This is a genomic window from Microbacterium sp. SCN 71-21 (assembly GCF_001725695.1).
GTDB classification, from domain to species: Bacteria; Actinomycetota; Actinomycetes; order Actinomycetales; family Microbacteriaceae; genus Microbacterium; species Microbacterium ginsengisoli.
In genome coordinates this window covers 1-24693 of sequence record NZ_MEGA01000027.1, presented here as the reverse complement: position 1 = coordinate 24693, position 24693 = coordinate 1, and the positions used below count along the sequence as shown (strand labels likewise).

Genomic DNA, 24693 nt, shown 5'->3' with positions numbered 1-24693 from the left:
GGACAGCGACACGCGCCGTCAGAGGCGGGCGAGCGCGACGATGTCCTCCTCGAACTCGGTCGTCACCTCGCGCGAGACCGTGGCGCGGGTGCCGCCGAGCGCCCGCAGGTAGTCGTCCGTGCCGACCGCGTCGCCCGTGTCGCCGGAGGCGAGGGCGCGCGCAAGAGCCTCCTGCGATGCGCGCCGCGCGGCGTACTCGATGTCGGCGGGGGTGAGTCCGTCGCTGGCGTCGACGAGAGCCGAGACATCCACGTCGCCCGCGACGTCGACAGGGATGTACCGACCCCAGATCGCGCGGCGCGCCTCCGCGTCGGGCAGGCCGATCGGCAGCACGTAGTCGAAGCGTCCGTGCCGCAGGAACGCGGCGTCGAGTGCGCGGATGAAGTTCGTCGCACAGATGAGCAGCCGGCCGTCCCGCTCACGGAACTCCGCGACGAGCTTCAGCAGCTCGTTCGTGACCCCCTGCGTGGGCGAGGGCGGCGTGCCGCCCCGATGAGCCGCGATCTCCTCGACCTCATCGATGAAGACGACCGCGTGCTCGAGCTGGTCGATCGCCTCGAACGTGGCACGCAGGGCGCCGGCCATCCCCCGCGCGCTGTCGCCGAGCCGCGAGGGGAAGACTTCGACGAACGGCCAGTCGAGACGGGATGCCACGGCCCGCGCGAAGGTCGTCTTGCCGGTGCCGGGCGGCCCGAACAGCATCACCGCCCGCGGCGGCACCACCCCGAAGCGCTCGGCGAGCTCCGGCTGCGCGAGCGGCGTCACGAGTCGCTCCTCGAGGATCGTCTTCTCCGTCGTCATGCCCGCGACCGCGTTCCAGAGGTGGCGCGGCAGAATGCGACCACCCAGCTCCTTCAGCACGTCGAGCTCGCGGCGCTGCACGGGGAGCTGACGCTCCAGGTAGCGCACCGCTCGATGCACGACGAAGGAGTTCTGCGTGAACGGCTCGACCCGCTGCCCCTCCGGCACCAGCACCGACAGTGTGCCGAGCCCGAGCGGCGCCATCCGGCGCTCGAGCGCATCGAGCAGGGCGCCGCTGATCTCGCCCGCGGCATCCGTCTCGCGCACTCCGAAGAACACCACCCATCCCTGCGCGTGGGCGGCACGGCCGACAGCGGCCCCGACGATGTCGTCACCGCGCACCGCGACCACCGCGTGGTCGGCCTGGCAGGAGGCCACGACCTCGGCCAGCGAGTAGATCGGCGTTGCACCTTCGCCCGTCACGTGGCCCCACAACCGCACGAGCTGGTCGAGATCGTCGCCGTGGAAGTCGCGGATGTGCACCTTGGTCACTCGGGCCTCCTCGGGCGCAGCCGCCGGACCCGAGGCACCTGTGCCCCGCGGCGGGAAGCCCAGTGTGGCATACGGCACGCGCACCCCGCCAGCGGTGCGGCCGGGAGTATCCGAAGAATGCGGAACGCCGCGGCATCCGAAGATGTCGCGGCGTTCCGTGAGACGTGCGCCTACTTCGCGGCGGCGGCCTTCTCGGCGACCGGCGCCTTCTCGGCGGCCGGCTTCGCGGGCGCCTCAGCCGGCTGCGGCGGACGCGGGCGCGACGCGAACTCGTCGAAGAAGCGGCGCGGCGTCTGCACGGCCTCGAGGTTCACCACGTCGCGACCGAGCCAGAAGTTGTTCCACCAGCCCCACAGCACGCGCCACTTGCGCTCCCACGACGGCATCGCGAGACCGTGGTAGCCGCGGTGCGCACCCCAGGCGAGGAAGCCCTTGAGGGCGATGTTGCCCGACTGGAAGACACCGTTGTAGAGGCCGAGACCGGCCACGGCGCCCAGGTTCTTGTGGATGTAGTCCTTCGGCAGCTCGCCGCGCAGCACCGCGGTGAGGTTCTTCGCGAGCTGCTTGGCCTGACGCACCGCGTGCTGGGCGTTCGGCACGCAGAAGCCGCCGACACCGCCACCGGTGAGATCGGGCACCGCCGCGACGTCGCCCGCCGCCCAGGCGCCCTCGACGACGTTGCCGTCGGCGTCGATCACGCGCAGGTCGCCCTGCGTCGTGATGCGTCCGCGCTGCTCGCTGGGCAGGTCGCTGCCCTTGACGACCTGCGGGTTGGCCATGACGCCCGCGGTCCAGACGATGATGTCGGTCGAGATGACCTCGCCGGTCGAGAGCTCGACGTTGCCGTCGACGGCCCCGGTGACCTGGGTGTCGAGGTGCACGTACGCACCGCGCTTCGCGAGGTCCTTCAGAACCCACTCGCTCGTCTTCAGCGACACCTCGGGCATGATGCGGCCCATCGCCTCGATGAGGTGGAAGTGCGTCTCGTCGAACGTCAGCTGCGGGTACTTCTTCAGCAGCGACGACGCGAAGTTGCGCAGCTCGGCGAAGGTCTCGATGCCGGCGAATCCGCCACCGACCACGACGACGGTGAGCAGACGCTCCCGCTCGGGTCCGGGCGGCAGCGCTGCGGCCTTGTCGAAGTTCGAGAGGAGCTTGTCACGAACCCAGACGGCCTCCTCGATCGCCTTCATGCCGATCGCGTTGTCGGCGATGCCCGGGATCGGGAAGGTGCGCGAGACCGAGCCCGCGGTGACGACGATCTGGTCGTACTCGAGCTCCCACGCCTCGCCCTCGGACGGGGTGATGGTGGCGACCTTGTGGGCGTGATCGATCTTCGTCACTCGGGCGGTGACGACCTCGGTCGACGCCAGGTGGCGACGCAGGGCGACCACCGCGTGACGCGCCTCGATCGACCCGGCCGCGACCTCGGGGAGGAACGGCAGGTAGGTCATGTAGGGAAGCGGGTCGACGACGGTGACCTGAGCCTCACCCTTGCGGAGGTGCTTCTCGAGCTTCCACGCGGTGTAGAAGCCGGCGTAGCCGCCTCCGACGATCAAGATCCTGGGCACGGTGTTAGTCACGGTGAACGGAACTCCTTGGCGAATTGATGCTCGGCGTGCGGGAGTCACGCGCCGATCGGATGCGTCGGACAGCAGCGGTGACGCCGAGCGCCACCAGTATAGTCGCGACGGTCACCCCCAGAAGCGGCAGCGAGCCGTACAGCAGCGTGTCCCGCGAGGGCAGCAGCAGGGACCCGCGCGGGGTGGCGGCGTCGGCCGGTGGGAGCGCCGGCAGCGCGACCGGTGTGGCGGAGTCCTCCGGCGCCGGCGACGCGTTCGCGCGACGGTGCAGCGTGATCCAGTCGGAGAGCGATCCCATCGGGTTCGCGGTCACCGTGGGCACGTCGGCGGACACGGCCGCGGCGGCGTTGACGAGCCCGTACCCGTAGAGCGCGTTGGGCACCGTGCCGAGCGAAACGCCGGGCGGGGCGGTCGCGGTGGCGATGATGCGGTTGATGACGTTCGCCGCGTCGAGGTCGGGGTGCGCGGCGCGCACGAGCGCGACGATGCCCGCGACGATCGGGGCGGCGCCGCTCGTGCCGTTCCACCGCACCAGCGACCCGCCGGGCGAGACCCCGAGAAGCTGTTCACTGGGCGCGGCGACGCCGATGGTGATCCCCTGGGTGGAGGCCTCCTGGCTCGCCTGGCCCGACGGAGTGACCCCGGCGACCGTCAAGACACCGGGTATCGTCGCCGGCGCGCCGACGCGGGTCGTCCCGCTTCCCCGGTTGCCGGCGGCGACCACGACGACGACGTCGTGCGAGAACGCGTACTGGAAGGCCGTGTCCCACGACGGATCCCAGTCGAGCGTGTTGGTCGTGAACGACAGGTTGATCACCTTCGCGCCGTTGTCGACGGCCCACTTCATGGCCGAGGCCACCTGGGTCACGAACGGCACCTTCACCTCGCTGCCGAACGAGATGGATGCCGACAGCAGCTGTGCCTGCGGAGCGACGCCGATCATGCCGGTGCCGTCCGACAGCGGGCGGGCCGCTGCGAGGGAGGCCACCCAGCTGCCGTGACCGGTGTCGCTCGAGCCGACCGGCGTGCGGCCGCTCGCCGAGCCCTCGCCCGAGAAATCGGCGCCGCCGACGACCGCGGCGTTGAGCTGCGGCGCGGCACCGATACCGGTGTCGATGATCGCGATCTTCACGCCCGCGCCCTGTGTCGTCTGCCAGGCCTGCTCGATTCCGTAGTCGGTGAGCCAGTACTCCGCCGCCCGGGCCGCGTCCTCGGTCGCTGCGTTCGCCATGCCGGTCGACGCCGGCTGCGCGCCCGAGGCCGCGACGGCGGGGATGCCGGCGGCCGCCGGGGCGACGACGAACCCACCGGCGATGAGCACGGCGGCCACGACGACCCGGCGAGCACGCATCAGGCCGCCTCGCCCCGGGCGGCCCCGGGATCGGCGCAGACGCAGCGCGAAGGCGACCAGGTCGACCGGGCCAGCGCCGCGTCGCCGATCGGATTGACGCCGGGCCCTGCCGCGAGAGCGTGGCCGGCCAGTGCATGCAGACACTTGACGCGGGTCGGCATGCCGCCGGCGGAGATGCCGGCGATCTCGTCCACCTCGCCGTACGCGGCGCGATCGGCGAGGTAGCTGGTGTGCGCGGCGCGGTAGGCGTCCGCGACATCCGCGTCGTCGAGCAGCCCCGCAAGCTCGGGCATGACGTGCTCGGCCTCGAGGGTCGACATGGCCGCCGTCGCGGCCGGATGGGTCAGGTAGTAGAACGTCGGGAAGGGCGACCCGTCGTCGAGCCGGGGCGCCGTGGCGACGACCGTGGGGTTGCCGCAGATGCAGCGCGCCGCGATGCCGAGCACCCCTCGCGCGGGGCGTCCGAGCTGGGCGCGCAGCACGGCCAGCTCGGCGTCGGTCACGGCAGGGTAGGGCGGCGTCGTCACCCCGAAAGGCTACCGGGGCGCGGCTCGGTAGACGCCGGGCGTCACGGACTCGGTGTGGCGTCCGAGGTGGGGCTCGGCGTGGATCCGTCGGTCGGCGCCGTGGCCGTCACGGCGGCCCCGGCGGCGGCCAGCGATCGCACGAATCCCGACATCCAGTCGTTGCGGGTCTGCGTGAGCTGCGCGCTCACGGGAGCCGCGTCGCGCGGCTGCTGGTCGGCGGGAAGATCGTTGTCGACCAGATAGAGCACCTGACCCGGTGTCACGTAGTAGAGCCGTTCACGCGCCTGCGTGGCGATGTACGCCGGGTCGCCGAGGCGGTCGCTCTCGGCCTGGAGCGCATCGATCTGCTGCTGGGTGAGCTGCACCGCGGCACGGGCGGCGGAGAGCTTCTGCTGCTGGGCGAGGTAGGTGCCGACCGTGGGCACGAGAACTCCGACGGCCAGCACCACCAGGCCCAGCATGATCACCATGAAGCCCGACAGGCGGATGCCGCCGAGCCAATCGCGTGCGGCAAGTCGCCGAGCCCGCGGGGTCTCCTCCGGAGATGCGGAAGGGGGAGTCGGTCTCTTGGCCACGACTCCCCCTTCCGGTAGATCAGCTGCGCTCAGCCCTTGAAGCGGGGGAAGGCACCGCGACCGGCGAAGACCGCCGCGTCGCCGAGCTCTTCCTCGATGCGCAGAAGCTGATTGTATTTCGCGACGCGCTCGCTGCGGGCGGGCGCGCCGGTCTTGATCTGACCCGCGTTGACGGCGACAGCGAGGTCGGCGATCGTGGTGTCCTCGGTCTCACCCGAACGGTGCGACAGCATCGAGCGGTAGCCGTTCTGCGTGGCGAGCGAGATCGCGTCGAGCGTCTCGGACAGGGTGCCGATCTGGTTCACCTTCACGAGCAACGCGTTGGCGACGCCCAGGTCGATGCCCTTCTGCAGGCGGATCGGGTTGGTGACGAACAGGTCGTCGCCGACGAGCTGCACCTTCGAGCCCAGCGCCTCGGTGAGGTCCTTCCAGGCGTCCCAGTCGTCCTCGGCGAGGGCATCCTCGATCGTGACGATCGGGTAGTTCGCGACGAGGTCGGCGAAGTAGTCGGTCAGCTGCGCGGCCGTCCACGGCTTGCCCTCGACCGTGTAGACGCCGTCGGCGAAGAACTCGGTCGCCGCGACATCCAGGCCCACGGCGATGTCGGCGCCCGGGGTGAAGCCGGCCTTCTCGATCGCCTTCAGCAGGAAGTCCAGGCCCTCGCGGTTGCTGGGGAGATCAGGGGCGAAACCGCCCTCGTCGCCGAGACCGGTCGCGAAGCCTGCGGCCTTCAGCTCGCCCTTGAGGACGTGGTAGACCTCGGTGCCCCAGCGCAGCGACTCGCCGTAGGTCTCCGCGCCGATCGGGGCGAGGAAGTACTCCTGGAAGTCGATGCCGTTGTCTGCGTGCGAGCCGCCGTTGATGACGTTGAACAGCGGCACGGGAAGCACGTGGGCGTTCGGGCCGCCGAGGTAACGGAACAGCGGGAGGTCGGCCGAGTCGGCCGCCGCCTTCGCGACCGCGAGGCTGATGCCCAGGATCGCGTTCGCGCCGGTGCGCGACTTGTTCTCGGTGCCGTCGGTCTCGATGAGGATCTCGTCGATGAGGCGCTGCTCGCTCGCCTCGACACCCTCGATCGCGGGGCCGAGCTCATCGATGACGGCGTCGACGGCCTTGAGCACGCCCTTGCCGCCGTATCGGCTCTTGTCTCCGTCGCGCAGCTCGTACGCCCTCGTACGCCTCGAAAGCGCCGGTCGACGCACCGGAGGGGCCGGCCGCCCGCTGGACGCTGCCGTCGTCGAGGAGCACCTCCACTTCGACGGTCGGGTTTCCGCGCGAGTCAAGAATCTCGCGCGCGCCTACAGCCTCGATCAGTGCCACTGAGGACTCCCTGGTTCAATCAAGAGTTCCCATTCCGGGAACAGGTGCATGCGGAGCGTCATCGGTCCTCCACCACTCTAGTGACGACGGATGCCGCCGCCACCGGCGCGTCACGAACCCGAGCGGGATGCGGCATCCGTCACGATCGCCACGGCGATGCCGTCCCATCCCTTCGCGTCGAGGGTCTGGAGCGCTGTCGCCTCGAATCGTGGGTCGGCGGCGAGGAGCGCGAGCCCCCGGCGAACCCCCTCGGCCTGCTCGTCGGATTCGTCGGTGGTGACGAGACGACCGGAACGCACGACGTTGTCGACGATCACGAGGGCGCCCGGGCGGGAGAGCCGCGCAGCATGGTCGAGATAGAGCGCGTTGGACTGCTTGTCGGCGTCGATGAAGACGAGGTCGAACCCGGGCTCGAGACCGGGGAGCACGTCGGCCCCGCGGCCGATCTCGATGCGCACCCGCTCCCCCACGCCGGCACGGTCGAGGTTGCCGCGGGCGACGGCCGCGTGCGCGGGCTCCGCTTCGATCGTCACCACCTCGCCGCCATCACCGACCGCGCGTGCCAGCCAGATCGTGGAGTAGCCGCCGAGCGTGCCGATCTCCAGCACCCGCCGGGCGCCGATCGCTCGCGCGAGCAGGTGCAGCAGCTTGCCGTTCAGCGGCGCGACCTCGATCGCGGGGAGACCGGCGGCATCCTGCTCGTGCACGGCCGCCTCGAGGGCGGCGTCGTGACCCACAAGGGTCTCCGCGAGGTAGGTGTCGACCCGGCGCCACACCGCGGGGGTCGGGAGGGCGTCGTCGGTCATGGCGACAGCCTCCCGGGCGGCGCGGCGAGCGTCAAGGGCGGCGGGCGGGTCGCCCGCATCGCGGCGACGTCGGGAGGCGGGGTCAGGACGCCGCGCGGCGCTCCGCGACGAGCGAGGTGAGCACGGCTGCACCGGTTGAAGCGTCGGGCGCGGTGACGGTCAGGCGGCGGCCGTCGAGGCGCGTGACCTCGATGCCGTCGCCTCGTCGCGGCACGACGCCCAGGCGTCCCGGGAGTCCGCGCAGCCCCCAGCCGCCGAAGTCCCGCAGCGGCTCGACCTGCACCGTGCGCACACGGGCGATGTCGTCGAGCGGGATGCGGAAGCGCGGCAGGCCGAGGGCCGAGACCACGATGAATCCGCCGGCGTCGACCCGCACGTGGTAGGCCGCGAGCGTCGCCGAGGCGACCAGCAGGAGCACGAACGCGATCGTCGTGATCCACGCGACGGCGCCACCGCCGCCGGTGAACCACGCGTCGACGGTGATGAGTCCGACCAGCAGCAGCGCCGCGACGATCGGCACGACCGCTCCGCGAGGAAGCGCGGTCGTGGCCGTCCACGCGCGCGGGAGGGCACCGGAGGCGGTCTCACCCACGGGCGCGGCGGGCGACGTCGGCGCGATCGGTGCGGAGAACGGGAGCCCGCCCTGCGACGGCTGCGCGAACCAACCGATCAGACCGAGCGCGAGACCGGCGAGCAGCACCCACCACGACCCGCCCGCGTGCGCGCTGCCCCCATCGGCCGCACGGAGGTTCGCGAGTGTCGAGCTGATACCCGCGGCGGTCAGGAAGCCGGCGACCCCGAGGCCGATCGCCCCCAACAGGCGGAAAACGAGTCCCCGGTGGCCGCGGAGGAGCCCGGGCAGCGACACGGCGAACAGGGTTCCGGGAACGACGAGTCCGATGAGGCCGGTCACGAGAGCCAGCACCCACGGCGGTCCGTACGCGTTCGGCGCGCCCGAGGCATCCCAATGGGTCGCGACCGTCGCGGGCAGGTGCGGCAGCGCGACCAGCTGCAGCACGACATTCGCGAGCCACAGCACACCCGGCAGCACGGCGCCCACCAGGACGTACGACCTGACCACCCGTCGCTGCGATGCCTCGGCCATGTGACCCGCCCCCCCTTCGGCCGCCGATCGCGGCTCCCTCGATTCTGGCGTTCGGCGGCGCCCGCGGCCCGCTCGTTGTCGATCATCGATAACGGATTGTCAGGAACGAGTGGCGAAGGCCACACTCGATCCGTGGCCTACTCCCCCCGGCAGCTCGCGATCGGCATGAGCCTGTGGATCCCGAATCTCTGCAACGGCATCCGCGTGCGCGAGATCGCCCCCGACTTCACGCACTGCGTCGTGCAATTGCGGGTGACGCTGCTCACCCGCAACATCGTCGGCGTCGCGTTCGGCGGTGCCATGTCGGCCATGACCGATCCGTACTACTTCATGCTCGTCATGCATCAGCTCGGCCGCGACTACGTCGTGTGGGACACGCGCGGCGAGATCGAGTTCGTCAAGCCCGGCCGCGGCGTGCTCACGGCCCGGTTCGAGGTGCCGCGGGAGAGGGCCGAAGAGCTGCGCGAGCGCGCCCGCGGCGGCGCGAAGGTGCTCGAGTGGTTCGAGACGGAGATCACGGATGCCACGGGCGACATCGTCGCGAGGGTGCGTCGCGAGGTCTATGTGCGCGAGAAGCGCCGCGACCGGGTCGCGGTGGGCTGACCGCCGGGCGAGCCGATGCCGCCAGGGGCGACGACCGGTCGCGCGGCGTCCGCGCGTCGGGGCACCGGAGCGTTCACGCCCGCCGACTACGATTCGCGCGTGACCTCGCCCTCCCTCGCCCGCCGGCTCGGCCTCGGCGATGCCGTCGCGATCGGCCTCGGGTCGATGATCGGAGCCGGCGTGTTCTCGGTCTGGGCGCCGGCCGCGGCTGCCGCCGGCCCGTGGCTGCTCGCCGGCCTCGCGCTCGCGGCCGTCGTGGCGTACGGCAACGCCACCTCGTCCGCCCAGCTCGCGGCGACGTATCCGACCTCGGGCGGCACCTACGCCTACGGGCGCGCCGAGCTCGGTGAGTGGTGGGGATTCGCCGCCGGGTGGTGCTTCGTCATCGGCAAGCTCGCGAGCGCGGCCGCGATGGCCATCACGTTCGCCGCGTATGCAGCGCCTGCGGGATGGGAGCGCCCGGTCGCGGTCGTGGCTGTCGCCGTGCTCGTCGGCGTCAACCTGCTCGGCGTGACCCGCACCGCCGCGCTCACCAAGGCGATCGTCGTCGTCTCGCTCCTCGGACTCGCCGTCGTCACGGCCGCCGGCGCGAGCTCATCGTCGACCTGGGCGGGCCTCGGCAGCGCGGCCCCGGTCGACGCCTACGGGGTGCTGCAGTCGGCCGGCCTGCTGTTCTTCGCCTTCGCAGGGTACGCGCGCATTGCCACAATGGGCGAGGAGGTGCGGGATCCCACCCGCACGATCCCGCGGGCGATCACGATCGCCTTCGCGGCGGCCCTCATCGTCTACGCGATCGTCGGCACGCTCACCGTGGTGGTGCTGGGAGCGTCCGCGACGGCGGCGTCGAGTGCGCCGCTCGCCGACGTCGTGCACGCCGCCGGATGGACGTGGGCGAACCCGGTGGTGCGAGTCTCGGCGGCGGCGGCGTCCCTCGGTGCGCTGCTCGCACTGGTCGCGGGCATCGGCCGCACGACGCTCGCCATGGCCCGCGAGCGGGACCTCCCCGCCGCACTCGCCGCGATCGGCGCGCGCCACCGTGTGCCCTACCGGGCCGAGCTCGCCGTCGGTGTAGTCGTGATCGGCGCGGTCGCGCTGGTGGACCTTCGCGGCGCGATCGGATTCTCCTCGTTCGGCGTGCTGCTGTACTACCTCGTCGCCAACCTCGCGGCGTTCCGTCAGCACGGCGACGCCCGCCGGTACCCCCGTGCACTCCAGATCATCGGGGCGATCGGATGCCTCGTGCTCGCCGCCTCCCTCCCGTGGGCCTCCGTCGTCGCCGGCGCCGTCGTGCTCGCGATCGGACTCGCGGCACGCGGCATCCGCCTGCGCATCGACCGGGCACGCAGCGCGGGATAGCCCGCTGCGTGCGTGCGGGTCGCCGCGGCCCCTCAGAGGGCGAGAGCGGATGCCGCAGGCACCGCGTGCCCGTCGGGCACGGGCCCGTCGCCTCCCAGGGCGAGCAGCACCGACGGCAGCAGCGCGTCGGCGGTGCGCCGGTAGCCGAGCGCGCTCGGGTGGAACCGGTCGAGGCTGAACATCTCGTCGGGCTGCGAGATGAAGAAGGGCCCGACGACACGTCGGAGCGACACGACGTGCGCGCCGGCGGCGAGCGCCGCCTCGGCCTGAGCGTCGGCCAGCTGGCGCGACTGCCGTGAGCCGAGTGAGCGCAGCGGCTGCGGCACCGGACGCAGCGCGCCGAGGTCGGGGCACGTCCCGACGACGACGGCGACACCCCGCTCGCGCAGACGCTCGACGGCGGCGCGCAGATGGGCGGCGGCGACGGTCACGGGGACACGATGAGTGACGTCGTTGCCGCCGACGATGATGATCGCGACATCCGGAGCGTAGCGTGCGGGGAGGGCGTTGAGCTGCGCCGCAAGCGCCGACGACTCCGACCCGACCTTCGCCGCGGTCACCAGGCGCACGGGGCGCCCGAGCGTCTCGGCGATGCCCTTGGAGATTCGCGCGCCGGGGGTGTCCTTGCGCCTGGTGACTCCCAACCCCGCCGCGATCGAGTCGCCGAGCACGAGCAGCTCGACCGGGTCGCCGTCGAGCTTCGCCCGCCAGACACGGTCGGCGTCGAGGGCGTCCTCCCCCAACGGCTTGCCGATGCGTCGCCGGGCGATGGCGGCCTGACGTCGCAGCAGCTCCCGCATCGAGAACACCGCCGCGGCGGCTCCGACGAGCGTCGAGGCGCCGATGACGGCGGCGGTGCGCAGACCCCTCATGCCGCGATTGCACCTCGCCGAGGTGAACCCGGGATGAACGCGGCTCAGGCCAGCGGCTTGAACTCGAGTGCGGCTGTGTCGGCACCCGCTGAGACCGTCGTGAACTCGCCGTAGCCGTCGGCCGCCGAGCGCGCGAGCAGTGCGGTGAGGTTCTTGGTGCGGCGCTCGAGGCGCACCCGGGCGCCGGTCGCGATGAGCGCGGCCTTGTGGGCGACGAGCTCGCCGACCGGAACGTCGGCGTCGTGCACCAGCACGAGCGTGCGGGATGCGGCATCCACCCCGTCGGCGACGAGGTCGACGATGCGCTCGAAGCCGATCGAGAAGCCGACCGCCGGCACGCTCTGGCCGAGGAACCTGCCGATCATGCCGTCATAACGGCCGCCGCCGCCGAGCGAGTAGCCGACGCTCGGGTGGGCGAGCTCGAAGATCGTGCCGGTGTAGTAGCCCATGCCTCGCACCAGGAACGGGTCGAACGCGAGCGGCACCTCGCCGCCCCGGGCGGCCGCGACCGCATCGCCGAGCGCCACGAGTCCGGCGACCACCGCGTCATCGATACCCTCGGGCAGGGCCGCGCGAATCTGCGCCTCACCGAACGGCAGGTCGGCTTCGGGCGTCGGCCGACGACCGAACGCCTCGAAGGCGTCGGCGGCCGCGGGCGTCGCTCCACGCTCGCGCAACTCAGCGGCGACGCCGTCGATGCCGATCTTGTCGAGCTTGTCGATCGTGATCAGGACGCCGGGTCGCTCCTCCGCGGCGAAGCCGAACACGTCGAGCATGCCGTCGAGGGCCCGCCGGTCGTTCACGCGGATGACGCCACCCTCGAGTCCGAGCGCGTCGAGCGCATCGAGGCTCGCGACCATCAGCTCGGCCTCGGCGCGCGCCGAGCCGTCGCCGATGATGTCGATGTCGCACTGCACGAACTGTCGGTAGCGTCCCTTCTGCGGGCGCTCGGCGCGCCACACCGGCGCGATCTGCAGCGACCGGAACACGGTCGGGAGCTCCGCGCGGTGCGTCGCGTAGAACCGGGCGAGCGGCACCGTCAGGTCATAGCGCAGCCCGAGGTCGCTGAGGGCCGCGGGGTCGTCGGCGGCGGCGATGATCGCCTCGGCGTCGAGGCCGCGCTTGAGCACGTTGAATGCGAGCTTCTCGTTGTCGCCGCCGATGCCGGCGTGCAGCCGGTCGTAGTCCTCGACCACCGGCGTCTCGATCTCGTCGAACCCGTGCGCGCGGTAGCGCTCGCGGATGACGGCGAGCACGCGCTCGCGCCGAGCCTTGTCCTGAGGGAGGAAATCGCGCATGCCGCGCGGCGGGTTGACCTGTGCCACGGGGGTCTATTGTTCCAGGTCGCCGCCGCGCGCCGCGGCCTCCGCCGCGCGCACCGCCGACTCCACGCCCCGCACCCGCTCCCGGAGCGCCCGCTCCGCATCGATGCCCGCCGCGCGGGCGGCGACGACGAGGGCGAGCAGCGCGTCGCCCAGCTGCGCCTCGTCGGTCGGGGCCGCGGCATCCGTCATCGCGGGCACCAGCCCCACCTGAGCGGCCTTGCCGAGCACCTTCTGGGCGCGGGCGAGCGCCGGCAGGCCCGCCGGGATGCCGTCGAGCACGCTGGTGCGCTCGCGCTTCTCGGCTGCCTTCGCGGCGGTCCACAGCACGAGCACCTCCTCGGGGGTGCGCGCGCTCTCGCCTCCGAAGACGTGCGGGTGCCGGCGGATCATCTTGTCGGCGAGATCGGATGCCACATCCTGCACGTCGAACGGATCGTCGGGGTCCCGCGAGGCGATCTCGGCATGGAACAACACCTGCCAGAGCACGTCGCCGAGTTCCTCTCGCAGGTCGGCGCGGGTGCCGGACTCCACGGCGTCGACGAGCTCGCTCGACTCCTCGACGAGATAGGGCACCAGGTCCCGGTGGTCTATCTGCTGCGTCCAGACGCACTCGTCCCGCACCGCGCGCATCGCCTCGATCGCCCGCGTCATCCCGTCGTCCGTCATGCCGCCGCCTCCCGCACCCGACGGTAGCGCCGGGCGCGCAGCGACACGAGCACCACCGCCGCGAGCAACGAGATCGCCGATCCGCCCAGCACGCCGAGGATCGCCTGGTCGCGCAGATCCGCCGCGCCCGCGAACGCCAGCTCCGACATCAGCAGGGACACGGTGAACCCGATGCCACTGAGCGCCCCCGCCGCGGCGAGGTCGCCGAACGCGAGTGGACGGGAGCCTCGTGAGAACAGTGCCATCGCCAGCGACCCGAAGGCGATCACCCCGACGAACTTGCCCACCGGGAGCGCCAGCACGGTGCCCCAGAACGCCGGCGCGAACGCGGCCGGCGACACCTGCGGAATCGGCATCAGAGCGGAGGCGAACGCGAACAGCGGCAGCACGATCACGTTGACCCACGGCTCGAGCGCGTGCCGCGCACGCGCCCCGGCACCCGGCGCGATCGCGAGCCCCAGCAGCACGCCCGCGATCGTCGCGTGCACGCCCGACTCGTGGACGAGCACCCATACCGCGATGGCCACCACCACCATCAGCACGGCGACTGGCACGCGGGCCCGACCACGCAGCAGCAGCGACAGCGCCCCGAAGGCGACCGTCAGCGCCAGCGCGGCCGCCAGCGCCACGAAGTCGATGTCCGCGGTGAACACGACCGCGATCAGCACGATGCCGACGATGTCGTCGAGGATCGCCAGTGCCAGCAGGAACACCCGCACCCCGGACGGCAGCCCACGGCCGACGACGGCGAGCACGCCGAGCGCGAACGCGATGTCGGTAGCCGTCGGGATCGGCCAGCCCGACGCCGACGGGGTGCCGTTCGCGATCACGAGGTAGAGCGCGATCGGCACGACCACGCCGCCGAGCGCGGCGATCGCCGGCACGAGCACGGCGCGGGGGCTGCGCAGCGATCCGACGGTCAGCTCGTGCCGCAGCTCCACCGCGACGACGAAGAAGAACAGTGCCAGCAGACCGTCGGTGATCCAATGCCCCACCGACAGATCGATGCCGGCGAGGACGAGATGCGCGTCGCGCGCGGCGATCACGCCGGGGCCTGCTGGCGTCGCCGCGACGACGAGGCCGGCGATCGCAGCGAGCAGCAACAACAGGGCGGGAAGACGGGCGGAACGCAGCACGTGCACGGGACACTCCAGGGTCAGGGGCGGCATCCGTCGATCTCGTGCATGCCGGCGGCGACATACTCGACGGGCCGACCAGACTTCCCGGCACTCCTCCGACCATTCTAGCCGCGACGGCGCGGCCGCCCCGCCGTGACAATCCAGTAACACGAGCGGGACTACCGTGGAGGCGTGCAGGATCCCACCCCCACCGAAGCCATCGATCTCGTCGGCCGCTACGAGGCCAGTCATGGGATGCCCGAGCAGATGCGCGGCGACGTGCGACTGCTCGGCGGAATCCTCGGGCGCGTGCTGCGCGAGAGCGGTTCCCCGGGCCTGTTCGACGACGTCGAACGGCTGCGCGTCGCGACCATCCAGGCCTACACCGACGAGACGGATGCCGCATTCGAGCGGGCCGCGCAGATCGCCGACGGGTTCACGGTCGCCCGCGCCGACGAGGTCGCCCGCGCGTTCACCTGCTACTTCCATCTCGTGAACCTCGCCGAGGAGCACCAGCGCGTGCGCGTGCTGCGTCAGCGCGCCGCCCGCGACGAGGAGGCGGCCGACTCGGTGACCGTCGCGCTCGAACGCCTCGCCGGCGAGGTCGGCGACGACACCGCGCTGCAGCGTCTGCACCAGATGCGCTTCCACCCGGTGTTCACCGCCCACCCCACCGAGGCGCGGCGCCGGGCGATCTCGACCAGCATCCGCCGCCTGTCGGGTCTGCTCGACGACTACGACGCCGCCGAGGACGGCGGCCCCGCACAGCGCCGCGCCGAGCGTCGCATGCTCGAAGAGGTCGACACGCTGTGGCGCACGGCGCCGCTTCGCCAGGAGAAGCCGTCGCCGGTCGACGAGGTGCGCTCGGTGATGGCCGTCTTCGACGAGACGCTGTTCACCGCCGTGCCGCACGTCTACCGCCGCATCGACGACGCCCTGCAGGGCGAGGCCGCCGGTGCCCGCGAGCCCGTCGTGCGCCCGTTCGTGCGCATCGGCACCTGGGTCGGCGGCGACCGCGACGGCAACCCGTTCGTGACCGCGAGGGTCACCAAGCGCGCCGCAGGCATCGCCAGCGAGCACGTGCTGCGCGGACTCGAGCGGGCCTCCGCCCGCATCGGCCGCGGACTGACTCTGGATGCCGCCACCACCCCGCCGACCCCGGCCCTCACCGCTCTCACCGAGCGGCTGCTCAGCGCCGACGACGAGGGGGCCGCCGACGTCGTGAAGCGCTCGCCCGGCGAGCCGCACCGTCAGGCCGTGCTGCTCATCGCCCGCAAGATCACGGCGACGCGCGAGCGCGACGCCGACCTCGCCTACGCCGATCCCGAGCACCTGCTCGCGGACCTGCTCACCGTGCAGTCCTCGCTCGTCGCGGCCGGCGCCCCGCGCCAGGCCTACGGTCACCTGCAGCAGCTCGTCTGGCAGGTGCAGACCTTCGGGTTCCACCTCGCCGAGCTCGAGGTGCGCCAGCACTCGGCCGTGCACGCGAAGGTGCTCGCCGAGCTCGACGCGGGCGGTGAGCGCAGCGAGCTGACCGAGGAGGTGCTCGAGGTCTACCGCACGATCTCCTACGTGCAGAAGCGCTTCGGTCCGCGCGCCGCGGGCCGCTACATCGTCTCGTTCACCCGATCGGCCGACGACCTCGCCGCCGTGCACCGGCTCGCGCGTTACGCTGTCGGCCCCGACGGCACCCCGCCCGTTCTCGATGTGATCCCTCTCTTCGAGACGTTCGCCGACCTGCAGGCCGCCCCCGCGATCCTCGCGGAGATCGTCGAGCACCCCGCCTTCGCGGCCCGTCTGGCCGAGACCGGACGCCGCCTCGAGGTCATGCTCGGCTACTCCGACTCGTCGAAGGATGTCGGCCCCGTCGCCGCGAACCTCGCGCTCTACGAGGCGCAGGCGCAGATCGCCGACTGGGCGCAGCGCAGCGAGATCGAGCTGACCCTGTTCCACGGCCGCGGCGGTGCGCTCGGCCGCGGCGGCGGACCGGCGAACTCGGCGATCCTCGCCCAGCCCCCGCACTCGGTCGACGGCCGCTTCAAGCTCACCGAGCAGGGCGAGGTGATCTTCGCGCGCTACGGCGACCCGGCGATCGCGATGCGTCACATCGACCAGGTGGCCGCCGCCATCCTCACCGCCTCCGCCCCCTCGAACGAGCAGCGCAACCGTGCGGCCGCCGAGCGCTTCGCCGACGTGGCACAGCGCATGGAGGACGCCTCGCGGGCGCGGTTCTTCGAGCTCGTCAAGGCGCCCGGCTTCGCACCGTGGTTCGCGACGGTCACCCCGATGGAGGAGGTGGGCCTGCTCGCGCTCGGGTCGCGTCCCGCCCGCCGCGGGCTGTCGGTCGAGTCGCTCGAAGACCTGCGCGCCATCCCGTGGGTGTTCGCGTGGACGCAGGCCCGCATCAACCTGGCCGGCTGGTTCGGGCTCGGCACCGCCCTCGAGACGGTCGGCGACCTCGCGCTGCTGCAGGAGGCGTACCGCGAGTGGCCGCTGCTGCGCGCGATGATCGACAACGTCGCGATGAGTCTCGCGAAGGCCGACGACCGCATCGCGCGCCGCTACCTGGAGCTCGGCGACCGCGACGATCTCGCGCAGCTGGTGATCGACGAGATGGCCCTCACCCGCTCGTGGGTGGTGCGCATCGCCGGCGGCGACGGACTGCTCTCGAACAAGCCGGTGCTGCAGCGGGCGGTGAAGCTGCGGAGCCCGTACGTCGACGCGCTGTCACTGCTGCAGCTGCGCGCCCTGCGGGCACTGCGCGACGCGCCCGACGAGGTGCCGGCCGACCCCGAGCTCCAGCGCCTGCTGTTGCTGTCGGTCTCAGGCGTCGCGGCGGGCCTGCAGAACACCGGCTGAGTCACGGCTCGCGAGAACAGGAGCGCCCGCGAGAACAGGTCGATGCGCGCCGTAGCGTCCTGCGCACACGCGATGACCTGCCCCGGCGCGCGGTGCTCCGGCGCGCCCGGCCTGGCATGCCCGGCTCCCGCGCGCCCGGCTCCGGCGCATCGGCGCCGGGGTGCGGCATCCGCTCAGTCGACCGGGGTGTCGTCCGCGTGCCGCGCGAGCGAGCGCCCGTAGCGCTCGGTGAGCTGCACCATGAGGTCGGGGGTGTCGCGGTCGAGCCCGAACACGTAGCCGGGGAAGTCGAGCTCCTGCTGGCGCGCCCAGATCTCGTCGTGCTTGTCGGGTGAGACGACGATCGCCGGGTCACCCACCGCGACCCACGAGATCGGCACGACGCTGCGCTCGGGGAGCACCGTGCGCAGGTGCACGACCGCGTTGATGCGCACCTCGCTCCGGTCGCCGATGCGCGCACCGTTGAACACCCGCACGCCCGTCGCGAGGAACACCTCGTCGCCCACCGTCGCACCCGAGATGCTCGCCATCGGTCCGACGAGCGTGTGGTCTCCGATGTGCACGGGATGAGTGGCGCTCGCGCGCACGAGGGCGTTCTCCATCACGATGACACTGCGGCCGAGGGTGATCGGACCGCCCTCCGCGGTGATGACCGCGCCGTGCAGGATCTGACAGTCGGGCCCGATCGTCACGTCGCCGCTGATCACCGCGGTCGGCGCCACGACGGCGGTCGGATCGATACGGGGCTCGCGGCCGAGATGTGCGTAGCGCATGGTGTGCTCCTCGATCGTCAGCGTACTCAGCGAGACGGATGCCGCCACCCCGCCGCCGCTCCCGGCACGGGTGTGCGACACTGCCGCCATGCTCACCCTCGGATCCGTCGTCATCCGCGTCACCGACCTCGAGGCGCAGGTCGCGTTCTGGTCTGCGGCGCTCGACTACACCGTGCGAGAAGCGGTCGATACGGACTTCGTGCTGCTGCGCTCGGCCGACGGCCGGGGCCCGAACGTCGGGCTCGACCAACTGCCTAGCGAGCGCGCACTGCCGCCGCGCATCCATCTCGACCTCTACGCCGACGACCAGGCCGCCGAGGTCGCGCGGCTCGAGGACCTGGGCGCCCGTGTCGTGCCGTGGGCGGGGCGGCCCGACGACGCCGACTACATCGTGATGGAGGATCCGGAGGGCACCCGGTTCTGCGTGATCGACACGGCGCCGCGCGACTGACCGCGTCGGGCAGCAGGGCTGTCGACGCCGCTGGGCCGCGCCGGTCTCAGGCGGATGCGTCGGCCGCCGCGGACGCCGGCTCGGAGACCGGGAAGAGCGCGTCGAGCAGCTGGCCGACCCACGCCACCAGGTCGGTGTCCGACACCGGGTCTCCGTCGCCCGGCAACGGCACGACGAGCGCCTCCCCTGAGGCGACGAGCTTCGCCTTCGGGTAGAGCCGCTGCATCCGCACGCGCAGCGAATCGGGGAGGTGCGCCGGCGCGACGCGCAGGTTCGGACCCATCGCGACGACGTCGGCGAGCCCGGCCTGTGCCGCGCGGCGGCGCAACCGCGCGACCCGCAGCAGCCCCTCGACGTCGGCGGGCGGCTCGCCGTAGCGGTCGCGCAGCTCGTCGATGACGAGGTCGATGGCATCGGGCTTCGCGGATGCCGCGGCCGCCGCCGACAGCTTCTGATAGGCCTCGAGACGCAGCCGCTCGCTGTCGATGTAGCTCTCGGGGATGCGCGCCTGCACGGGCAACTCCAGACGCAGCTCGGTCGGACCTTCGGTCTCCTCACCGCGGAACGCCGAGACGGCCTCGCCGATCATGCGCAGATACAGGTCGAAGCCGACGCCGGCGATGTGGCCGGCCTGCTCGGCGCCGAGGAGGTTGCCGGCGCCGCGGATCTCGAGGTCCTTCAACGCGACCTGCATGCCCGAGCCCAGGTCGTTGTTCACCGAGATCGTCTCGAGCCGGTCGGCTGCCGTCTCGCTGAGCGGCTTGAGCTCGTCGTAGAGGAAGTAGGCGTACGCGCGCTCACGACCACGGCCGACGCGGCCGCGCAGCTGGTGCAGCTGCGAGAGTCCGTACTTGTCGGCGCGGTCGATGATGATCGTGTTGGCGTTGGAGATGTCGAGGCCGGTCTCGATGATGGTCGTCGAGACGAGCACGTCGGCGCGGCGCTCCCAGAAGTCGTCGACGACCTGCTCGAGCTGGTGCTCGCCCATCTGCCCGTGGGCGACGACGATGCGCGCCTCGGGGACGAGCTCGCCGAGCTGCGCGGCGACCCGCTGGATCGACTGCACCCGGTTGTGCACGTAGAACACTTGGCCCTCGCGCAGCAGCTCTCGGCGGATCGCGGCGGCGATCTGCTTGTCGTTGCGGGGGCCGACGAACGAGAGGATCGGGTGGCGGTCCTCGGGCGGGGTCGCGAGGGTCGACATCTCGCGGATGCCGGTCACCGCCATCTCGAGGGTGCGCGGGATGGGGGTGGCGCTCATCGCGAGGATGTCGACGTTGGTCTTGAGCTTCTTGAGCGCGTCCTTGTGCTCGACGCCGAACCGCTGCTCCTCGTCGATGATCATGAGCCCGAGGTCGTTGAAGACGACCTTCTCGGTGAGGATGCGGTGCGTGCCGATCACCATGTCGACGGTGCCGTCGGTGAGGCCGTTGAGGGTGTCGCGGGCCTCCTTGTCGCTCTGGAAGCGCGACAGGGGCCGCACCTTCACGGGGAAGCCCGCGAACCGCTCGGTGAAGGTCTCGAGGTGCTGCTTCACGAGCAGGGTGGTCGGCACGAGCATCGCGACCTGCTTGCCGTCCTGAATCGCCTTGAACGCCGCCCTCACGGCGACCTCGGTCTTCCCGAAGCCGACGTCGCCCGAGAGCAGCCGGTCCATCGGGATCGGCTTCTCCATGTCGGCCTTGATCTCGTCGATCGTCTGCAGCTGGTCGGGGGTCTCGGCGAACGGGAACGCCTCTTCGAGCTCACGCTGCCACGGGGTGTCGGGGCCGAACGCGTGCCCCTTGGCGGCCATCCGGGCGGAGTACAGCTTCACGAGCTCGACCGCGATGTCGCGCACCGCCTTGCGAGCCTTGCCCTTGGCCGCGGCCCAGTCACTGCCGCCCATCTTGGAGAGCACCGGCGCCTCACCCCCGACGTAGCGGGAGAGCTGGTCGAGCTGGTCGGTGGGAACGAAGAGCTTGTCACCCGGGTAGCCGCGCTTGGTGGGCGCATATTCGAGCACGAGGTATTCGCGCATGCTCTTGACCGGGTTGCGCCCGCCGCTGGAGACCTCGCGCTGGGTCAGCTCGACGAACTTGCCGATGCCGTGCGTGGAGTGCACGACGACGTCGCCAGGCTTGAGCTGCAGCGGATCGACGACGTTGCGCCGGCGCGAGGCGAGCTTCTTGACGACCCGGCCGTCGCCGCCGATCGTGCGCCCGTAGAACTCGGTCTCGGTGAGCACGGCGAGACGGGCACCGGATGCCTCGAACCCCCGCTCGAGCACGGCGGCGACGACGAGCGCGACCCCTGCTTCGGGTGCCTCGTGCACCGCGTCGACGCGACGCGCCGCGACACCGCGGTCGGCGAGCACGTCGCGTGCGCGGTCGGCGAGCCCCGGACCGGACGCCGTGACGACGACCTTCCACCCGTCCTGCACGAGGGCCGCGACGTGCGCGATCGCGCCGTCGACGTTGCCCGCGAACGACGGCACGGCGGATGCCGCCACCCGCACCACGTGCGACCCGGATGCCTCGACGAGGCCTTCGGCCGCGGCATCCGCCTCGCCGGAGTCGAACGCCGACAGGGTGTACCAGACGCCCCCGCGCTCACGGGCACGCTCGTGCAGGTGCGGGAGCGACACGAAGTCGCCCGCGCCGAGGTCGACAGGGGTCGACGCGCCGGCGACCGCGGCGTTCCACGCGGCGTCGAGGAACTCGCGGTTCGTCTCCGCGAGCGTGATCGCACGGGTGACGGCCCGCTCGGGGTCGACGAGCGCGACGGCGGTGCGCTCGGGCAGGTAATCGACGAGGGTGACGAGGTCGTCGACGAGCGCGGGAGTCAGCGACTCCATCCCCTCGGTCGGCACTCCCTCGGCCATGCGGGCGAGCATCGTCTGCAGGCCCGGCAACTGCTCGGCGAGGAGCGCGGCGCGCGCCCGCACGTCCGCGGTGAGGAGCAGCTCCCGGCTCGCGACCAGTTCGACCTCGGTGATCTCGCCCGGCAGCGACCGCTGGTCGGCGACCGAGAACGCACGGATCTGATCGACCTCGTCGCCGAAGAACTCCACGCGCGACGGGTGGTCGGCGACCGGCGGGAAGACGTCGAGGATGCCGCCGCGCACCGCGAACTCGCCGCGTCGGGACACCATGTCGACCCGGTGGTAGGCGCGCTCGACGAGACCGAGGCTGACCGCGGCGAGGTCGTAGCCGCGCCCGCCGGTGACGAGCCGGATCGGTTCGAGATCGGTGAGGCCGGCAGCGAGCGGCTGCACCGCGCCGCGCACCGATGCCGTGACGACGAGCGGATGGGTGCCGTCCCACGCGGCCACCCGGCGGAGCACGTCGAGGCGACGCCCCACGGTCTCCGCGCTGGGGCTCAGCCGCTCGTGGGGCAGCGTCTCCCATGCCGGGAAGTGATGCACCTCGGCGCCCGGCACGAGCGCATCGAGGGCCGTGCCGAGCGCCTCGGCGCGGCGACCGGTCGGCGCGACGACGAGCACCACCGCGGGCGCCCCCTGCTCGCGGCGCTTCTCGAGGAGGCCGGCGATGAGGGGGGCGTCGAGTCCGTCGACGACGGAGAAGTCGGTGTCTGTCGTCGCCGAACGGAGGGCGCCGGCGAACGTCTCGGACGGTACGAGGGCGCGAACGATCCCGGGAACTGTCACCCGAAGATCCTACGGCGAGCCCGGGACATCCGGTCGCGGTCTCAGTCGCGCGGGGCGTGCCAGCGCTGCTGGGCGGCGATCAGACCCTCGTCGACGAGCTGCTCGACGGCGTCGGCCGCATCGCCGACGAGGATCGGCAGCGTCGTGCGCTCGGCCGACGAGAACGGGTCGAGCACCCAGTCGGCCGGATCCTGGCGGCCGACGGGCCGCCCGATGCCGACGCGCACCCGGGGGAACTCGGGCGTGCCGAGCGCTTTGGCGATGTCGCGCACGCCGTTGTGACCGCCGTGGCCGCCGCCGACCTTGAGCTTGAGGGTGTCGAAGGGGATGTCGAGCTCGTCGTGCACGACGACGACTCGCTCCGCCGGCACGCCGTAGAACCTCGCCAGGGCGGCGACGGGTCCGCCCGACGTGTTCATGTACGAGTTGGACTTCGCGAGCACGAGCTTCGCTACCCCGGGACGCAGCCACGTCTCGACGACGCGCGCGTTCGCCTTGTGCGCCTTGAAGGTCTCGCCGCGGCGGCGGGCGAGGTCGTCGACGACCATCTGGCCGACGTTGTGGCGGGTCGCCTCGTACCGCGGCCCGGGGTTGCCGAGTCCGATCACGAGCCAGGTGTCGACCATGCGCTCATCCTCTCGCAGCGGGGACGCACCCCCGCAGACGACGCGAGGGGATGCGGCGAACCGCATCCCCTCGCGTGTGACGGTGTCCGATTACTCGGCGGCCTCCTCGGCCTGCTCGGCGGCGGCCTCGGCGTCGGCCTCGGCGATCTCCTCCTCGGCGGCGAGGGTGTCGACCGGGATCGAGATCGCGACGATGAGGGTCTCGCCGTCGGCGACCAGCGACGCGCCGCGCGGGAGCGTCAGGTCGGCCGCGGTGATGTGCGTGCCGTCCTCGAGGCCCTCGATGTCGACCTCGACGTTCTCGGGGATGTGGGTGGCCTCGACCTCGAGCGAGATCGTGGTGGCGTCGAGGTTGGCCAGGGTGCCGGCGGCGGACTCGCCCACGAGCACGACGGGGACCTCGACCTGGACCTTCTCGCCCTTCTTCACGACGAGGAGGTCGATGTGCTCGATGATCTGCAGCACCGGGTCCTTCTGCACGTCCTTGACGAGCGCGAGCTGCTCGGTGCCGGCGATGTCGAGCTCGAGCACCGCGTTGGCGCGGCGGATGAGCAGACCCACCTGGTGGCCCGGCAGGGCGATGTGCACCGGAGCGGTGCCGTGGCCGTAGAGCACGGCGGGGATCTTGCCTGCGGCGCGCAGACGGCGGGCGAAGCCCTTGCCGAACTGCTCGCGCAGCTCGGCGGCGACCTTGAAGTCGTCGGACATGATGTTCTCCTTTATGCGGGCGCACGGGCCCGATGAGCGGGTGAGCGTTTTCGACTCGAACGCGAGCGCGTGAGGAAAGCCGTGAGCCTTGATCACTGCGTCGATCACGGATGCCTCACCGCCGAAGCGGCACGGCGACATCCCTCGCCGAAGTTCAGTCCACAAGCCTACCAGCGACGCCGGTAGCATGGGAATCGCCCGTCATCTCCGAAAGGACCGCCATGCAGCCGACCCTCGCCTCGGACATCCTTCTCTGGGTCATCGGCCTCATCAGCCTGGGCGGTTTCATCACCGTGGTCGGCGCGTTCTGGGCCGTCGGCCGCTCGTCCTACCGCAAGTAGTCGCGCCGCCCGTCGACGCTCCTCGGGCCCTCCTCGCTACGGCGGTCACACCGCCATCACCGCGAGCATCGCGGCCATCCCACCCGCCATCAGCGCGTGGCACACGTGCCGCGCCCGATGGTGGGACGAGCGCACGAGACCCACGATCCACCACACCGCGAAGGCGGCGACGACCGCGATGACGACGCCGTTGAGCACGACGATCCACTCCGGGGTCGCGGCCGGCGCCGCGGCATCCGTCGCTCCGCCGCCGTGATGATGACCGGATGTCCCGTCCCCACCGGAGCCCATGAGCGCCGGCATGGCGACCAGCATCCAGACCATCGCGCCGGTCACGACGACGTGTCCGGCGAGGTCGACCCGCCCCGCGCGTGAGGGGGACTGCGGAAGCGACACCAGCAGCGCGATCGCGACGACCGCGAACACGGCGATCTGCGCCCACGTGAGTTCGGCGCCCGCAGCCCACCACACCATCGTGACCATGGCGATGCTCATCAGCAGGTGCGCCACCTCGACGACTTCGGCGGTGCCGAAGGGCGCCCCCGCGGGTGCCGCCCGGCGGGTGCGCACGAGCGAGACGAGGGAGACGAGACCCGTCACCGAGAACAGGATCGTGAAGACGGCGCTCCACAGCGGCGAGAACATGGCACTCCAGCGGTCGGGGGTCGGGTGAGACGATCCCTGAGATTACTCTACGATTTGTAGACATATCTGCTGACAACCCCGGGAGCACCGCCATGACCACCGCCGACGCGCCTCCGCTCGAGGCCGCCACCCCCGCACCGG

20 protein-coding genes and 1 pseudogene are annotated in these 24693 nt (G+C 71.9%); 4 read left to right on the top strand and 17 right to left on the bottom strand.

Going from position 1 to position 24693, the window contains the following annotated elements:
* Positions 1–18: 18 nt before the first annotated feature.
* The 8 genes and pseudogenes from ABT08_RS05815 to ABT08_RS05780 all read right to left on the bottom strand — a co-directional run bounded on the left by ABT08_RS05815 (position 19) and on the right by ABT08_RS05780 (position 8560).
* Positions 19–1293 (bottom strand): ATP-binding protein, encoded by a 1275-nt coding sequence (locus ABT08_RS05815; RefSeq protein WP_045248673.1) that lies wholly within the window; start codon positions 1291–1293, stop codon positions 19–21.
* Between the two features lie 170 nt (positions 1294–1463).
* Positions 1464–2864, bottom strand: coding sequence for an NAD(P)/FAD-dependent oxidoreductase (locus ABT08_RS05810; RefSeq protein WP_045248672.1), 1401 nt, complete (start codon positions 2862–2864; stop codon positions 1464–1466).
* A gap of 4 nt (positions 2865–2868) precedes the next feature.
* Entirely contained in the window at positions 2869–4227 is a 1359-nt protein-coding gene (locus tag ABT08_RS05805) for a S8 family serine peptidase (RefSeq protein WP_056210100.1), read from the bottom strand.
* Positions 4227–4754, bottom strand: a complete 528-nt coding sequence (locus ABT08_RS05800; protein ID WP_056210103.1) for a DUF501 domain-containing protein — start codon at positions 4752–4754, stop codon at positions 4227–4229. Before ABT08_RS05800 ends, ABT08_RS05805 begins: the two co-directional genes overlap by 1 nt.
* Before the next feature lie 41 nt (positions 4755–4795).
* Positions 4796–5329 (bottom strand): FtsB family cell division protein, encoded by a 534-nt coding sequence (locus ABT08_RS05795; RefSeq protein WP_235557415.1) that lies wholly within the window; start codon positions 5327–5329, stop codon positions 4796–4798.
* 29 nt (positions 5330–5358) lie between these two features.
* A pseudogene (gene eno / locus ABT08_RS05790) lies at positions 5359–6649 on the bottom strand (phosphopyruvate hydratase).
* A 110-nt stretch (positions 6650–6759) separates the two neighbouring features.
* A complete protein-coding gene (locus tag ABT08_RS05785) occupies positions 6760–7455 on the bottom strand; it encodes an O-methyltransferase (protein ID WP_045248668.1) in 696 nt (231 codons plus the stop codon).
* A gap of 82 nt (positions 7456–7537) precedes the next feature.
* The gene (locus tag ABT08_RS05780) at positions 7538–8560 is read right to left on the bottom strand and encodes a DUF1648 domain-containing protein (RefSeq protein WP_048808828.1); all 1023 of its coding nucleotides are present in this window, start codon (positions 8558–8560) and stop codon (positions 7538–7540) included.
* A 132-nt stretch (positions 8561–8692) separates the two neighbouring features.
* Between ABT08_RS05780 and ABT08_RS05775 the strand changes: the two genes are divergently transcribed.
* Both ABT08_RS05775 and ABT08_RS05770 read left to right on the top strand, forming a co-directional pair.
* Positions 8693–9163 (top strand): DUF4442 domain-containing protein, encoded by a 471-nt coding sequence (locus tag ABT08_RS05775; protein WP_156454751.1) that lies wholly within the window; start codon positions 8693–8695, stop codon positions 9161–9163.
* A 99-nt stretch (positions 9164–9262) separates the two neighbouring features.
* The gene (locus ABT08_RS05770; RefSeq protein ID WP_288114224.1) at positions 9263–10519 is read left to right on the top strand and encodes an APC family permease; all 1257 of its coding nucleotides are present in this window, start codon (positions 9263–9265) and stop codon (positions 10517–10519) included.
* Between the two features lie 32 nt (positions 10520–10551).
* Here ABT08_RS05770 and ABT08_RS05765 read toward each other — a convergent pair whose 3' ends face one another.
* The 4 genes from ABT08_RS05765 to ABT08_RS05750 are packed head-to-tail and all read right to left on the bottom strand — an operon-like array spanning position 10552 to position 14551.
* Positions 10552–11391 carry an SGNH/GDSL hydrolase family protein gene (locus ABT08_RS05765; RefSeq protein ID WP_056210110.1) on the bottom strand — a complete coding sequence of 280 codons (840 nt, stop codon included), beginning with the start codon at positions 11389–11391 and terminating at the stop codon, positions 10552–10554.
* A gap of 44 nt (positions 11392–11435) precedes the next feature.
* The gene (locus ABT08_RS05760) at positions 11436–12689 is read right to left on the bottom strand and encodes a histidine--tRNA ligase (protein WP_056210366.1); all 1254 of its coding nucleotides are present in this window, start codon (positions 12687–12689) and stop codon (positions 11436–11438) included.
* A 33-nt stretch (positions 12690–12722) separates the two neighbouring features.
* Positions 12723–13382, bottom strand: coding sequence for a nucleoside triphosphate pyrophosphohydrolase (locus tag ABT08_RS05755; RefSeq protein ID WP_045248666.1), 660 nt, complete (start codon positions 13380–13382; stop codon positions 12723–12725).
* Positions 13379–14551, bottom strand: coding sequence for a Na+/H+ antiporter NhaA (locus ABT08_RS05750; protein ID WP_288114223.1), 1173 nt, complete (start codon positions 14549–14551; stop codon positions 13379–13381). The genes ABT08_RS05755 and ABT08_RS05750 overlap by 4 nt, the downstream gene beginning before the upstream one ends.
* Positions 14552–14755: 204 nt before the next feature.
* Between ABT08_RS05750 and ABT08_RS05745 the strand changes: the two genes are divergently transcribed.
* Positions 14756–17359 carry a phosphoenolpyruvate carboxylase gene (locus tag ABT08_RS05745; protein WP_502685872.1) on the top strand — a complete coding sequence of 868 codons (2604 nt, stop codon included), beginning with the start codon at positions 14756–14758 and terminating at the stop codon, positions 17357–17359.
* 173 nt (positions 17360–17532) lie between these two features.
* On the opposite strand, the gene ABT08_RS05740 is transcribed toward ABT08_RS05745, so the two are convergent.
* Positions 17533–18132, bottom strand: a complete 600-nt coding sequence (locus tag ABT08_RS05740; RefSeq protein WP_045248734.1) for a gamma carbonic anhydrase family protein — start codon at positions 18130–18132, stop codon at positions 17533–17535.
* 88 nt (positions 18133–18220) lie between these two features.
* On the opposite strand from ABT08_RS05740, the gene ABT08_RS05735 reads away from it, so the two are divergent.
* A complete protein-coding gene (locus ABT08_RS05735) occupies positions 18221–18583 on the top strand; it encodes a VOC family protein (RefSeq protein ID WP_056210368.1) in 363 nt (120 codons plus the stop codon).
* 46 nt (positions 18584–18629) lie between these two features.
* On the opposite strand, the gene mfd is transcribed toward ABT08_RS05735, so the two are convergent.
* The 4 genes from mfd to ABT08_RS05715 form a co-directional block, all read right to left on the bottom strand.
* A complete protein-coding gene (gene mfd, locus ABT08_RS05730) occupies positions 18630–22232 on the bottom strand; it encodes a transcription-repair coupling factor (protein ID WP_288114221.1) in 3603 nt (1200 codons plus the stop codon).
* A 41-nt stretch (positions 22233–22273) separates the two neighbouring features.
* Complete coding sequence (gene pth / locus ABT08_RS05725; protein WP_056210117.1) at positions 22274–22858, bottom strand: aminoacyl-tRNA hydrolase; 585 nt, start codon at positions 22856–22858, stop codon at positions 22274–22276.
* 90 nt (positions 22859–22948) lie between these two features.
* Positions 22949–23566 (bottom strand): 50S ribosomal protein L25/general stress protein Ctc, encoded by a 618-nt coding sequence (locus ABT08_RS05720; protein ID WP_045248733.1) that lies wholly within the window; start codon positions 23564–23566, stop codon positions 22949–22951.
* A gap of 386 nt (positions 23567–23952) precedes the next feature.
* Positions 23953–24552, bottom strand: coding sequence for a DUF5134 domain-containing protein (locus ABT08_RS05715; protein ID WP_056519115.1), 600 nt, complete (start codon positions 24550–24552; stop codon positions 23953–23955).
* Between the last annotated feature and the right edge of the window lie 141 nt (positions 24553–24693).

Excerpts from the sequence above, each read along its gene's own strand:
- ABT08_RS05760 (WP_056210366.1), bottom strand. The coding sequence starts at position 12,689 with ATGCGCGATTTCCTCCCTCAGGACAAGGCTCGGCGCGAGCGCGTGCTC.
- ABT08_RS05805 (WP_056210100.1), bottom strand. The coding sequence starts at position 4,227 with ATGCGTGCTCGCCGGGTCGTCGTGGCCGCCGTGCTCATCGCCGGTGGG.
- ABT08_RS05750 (WP_288114223.1), bottom strand. The coding sequence starts at position 14,551 with ATGCCGCCCCTGACCCTGGAGTGTCCCGTGCACGTGCTGCGTTCCGCC.
- ABT08_RS05715 (WP_056519115.1), bottom strand. The coding sequence starts at position 24,552 with ATGTTCTCGCCGCTGTGGAGCGCCGTCTTCACGATCCTGTTCTCGGTG.
- ABT08_RS05785 (WP_045248668.1), bottom strand. The coding sequence starts at position 7,455 with ATGACCGACGACGCCCTCCCGACCCCCGCGGTGTGGCGCCGGGTCGAC.
- ABT08_RS05745 (WP_502685872.1), top strand. The coding sequence starts at position 14,756 with ATGCCCGAGCAGATGCGCGGCGACGTGCGACTGCTCGGCGGAATCCTC.
- ABT08_RS05740 (WP_045248734.1), bottom strand. The coding sequence starts at position 18,132 with ATGCGCTACGCACATCTCGGCCGCGAGCCCCGTATCGATCCGACCGCC.
- ABT08_RS05755 (WP_045248666.1), bottom strand. The coding sequence starts at position 13,382 with ATGACGGACGACGGGATGACGCGGGCGATCGAGGCGATGCGCGCGGTG.
- ABT08_RS05720 (WP_045248733.1), bottom strand. The coding sequence starts at position 23,566 with ATGTCCGACGACTTCAAGGTCGCCGCCGAGCTGCGCGAGCAGTTCGGC.
- ABT08_RS05765 (WP_056210110.1), bottom strand. The coding sequence starts at position 11,391 with ATGAGGGGTCTGCGCACCGCCGCCGTCATCGGCGCCTCGACGCTCGTC.
- pth (WP_056210117.1), bottom strand. The coding sequence starts at position 22,858 with ATGGTCGACACCTGGCTCGTGATCGGACTCGGCAACCCCGGGCCGCGG.
- ABT08_RS05780 (WP_048808828.1), bottom strand. The coding sequence starts at position 8,560 with ATGGCCGAGGCATCGCAGCGACGGGTGGTCAGGTCGTACGTCCTGGTG.
- ABT08_RS05735 (WP_056210368.1), top strand. The coding sequence starts at position 18,221 with ATGCTCACCCTCGGATCCGTCGTCATCCGCGTCACCGACCTCGAGGCG.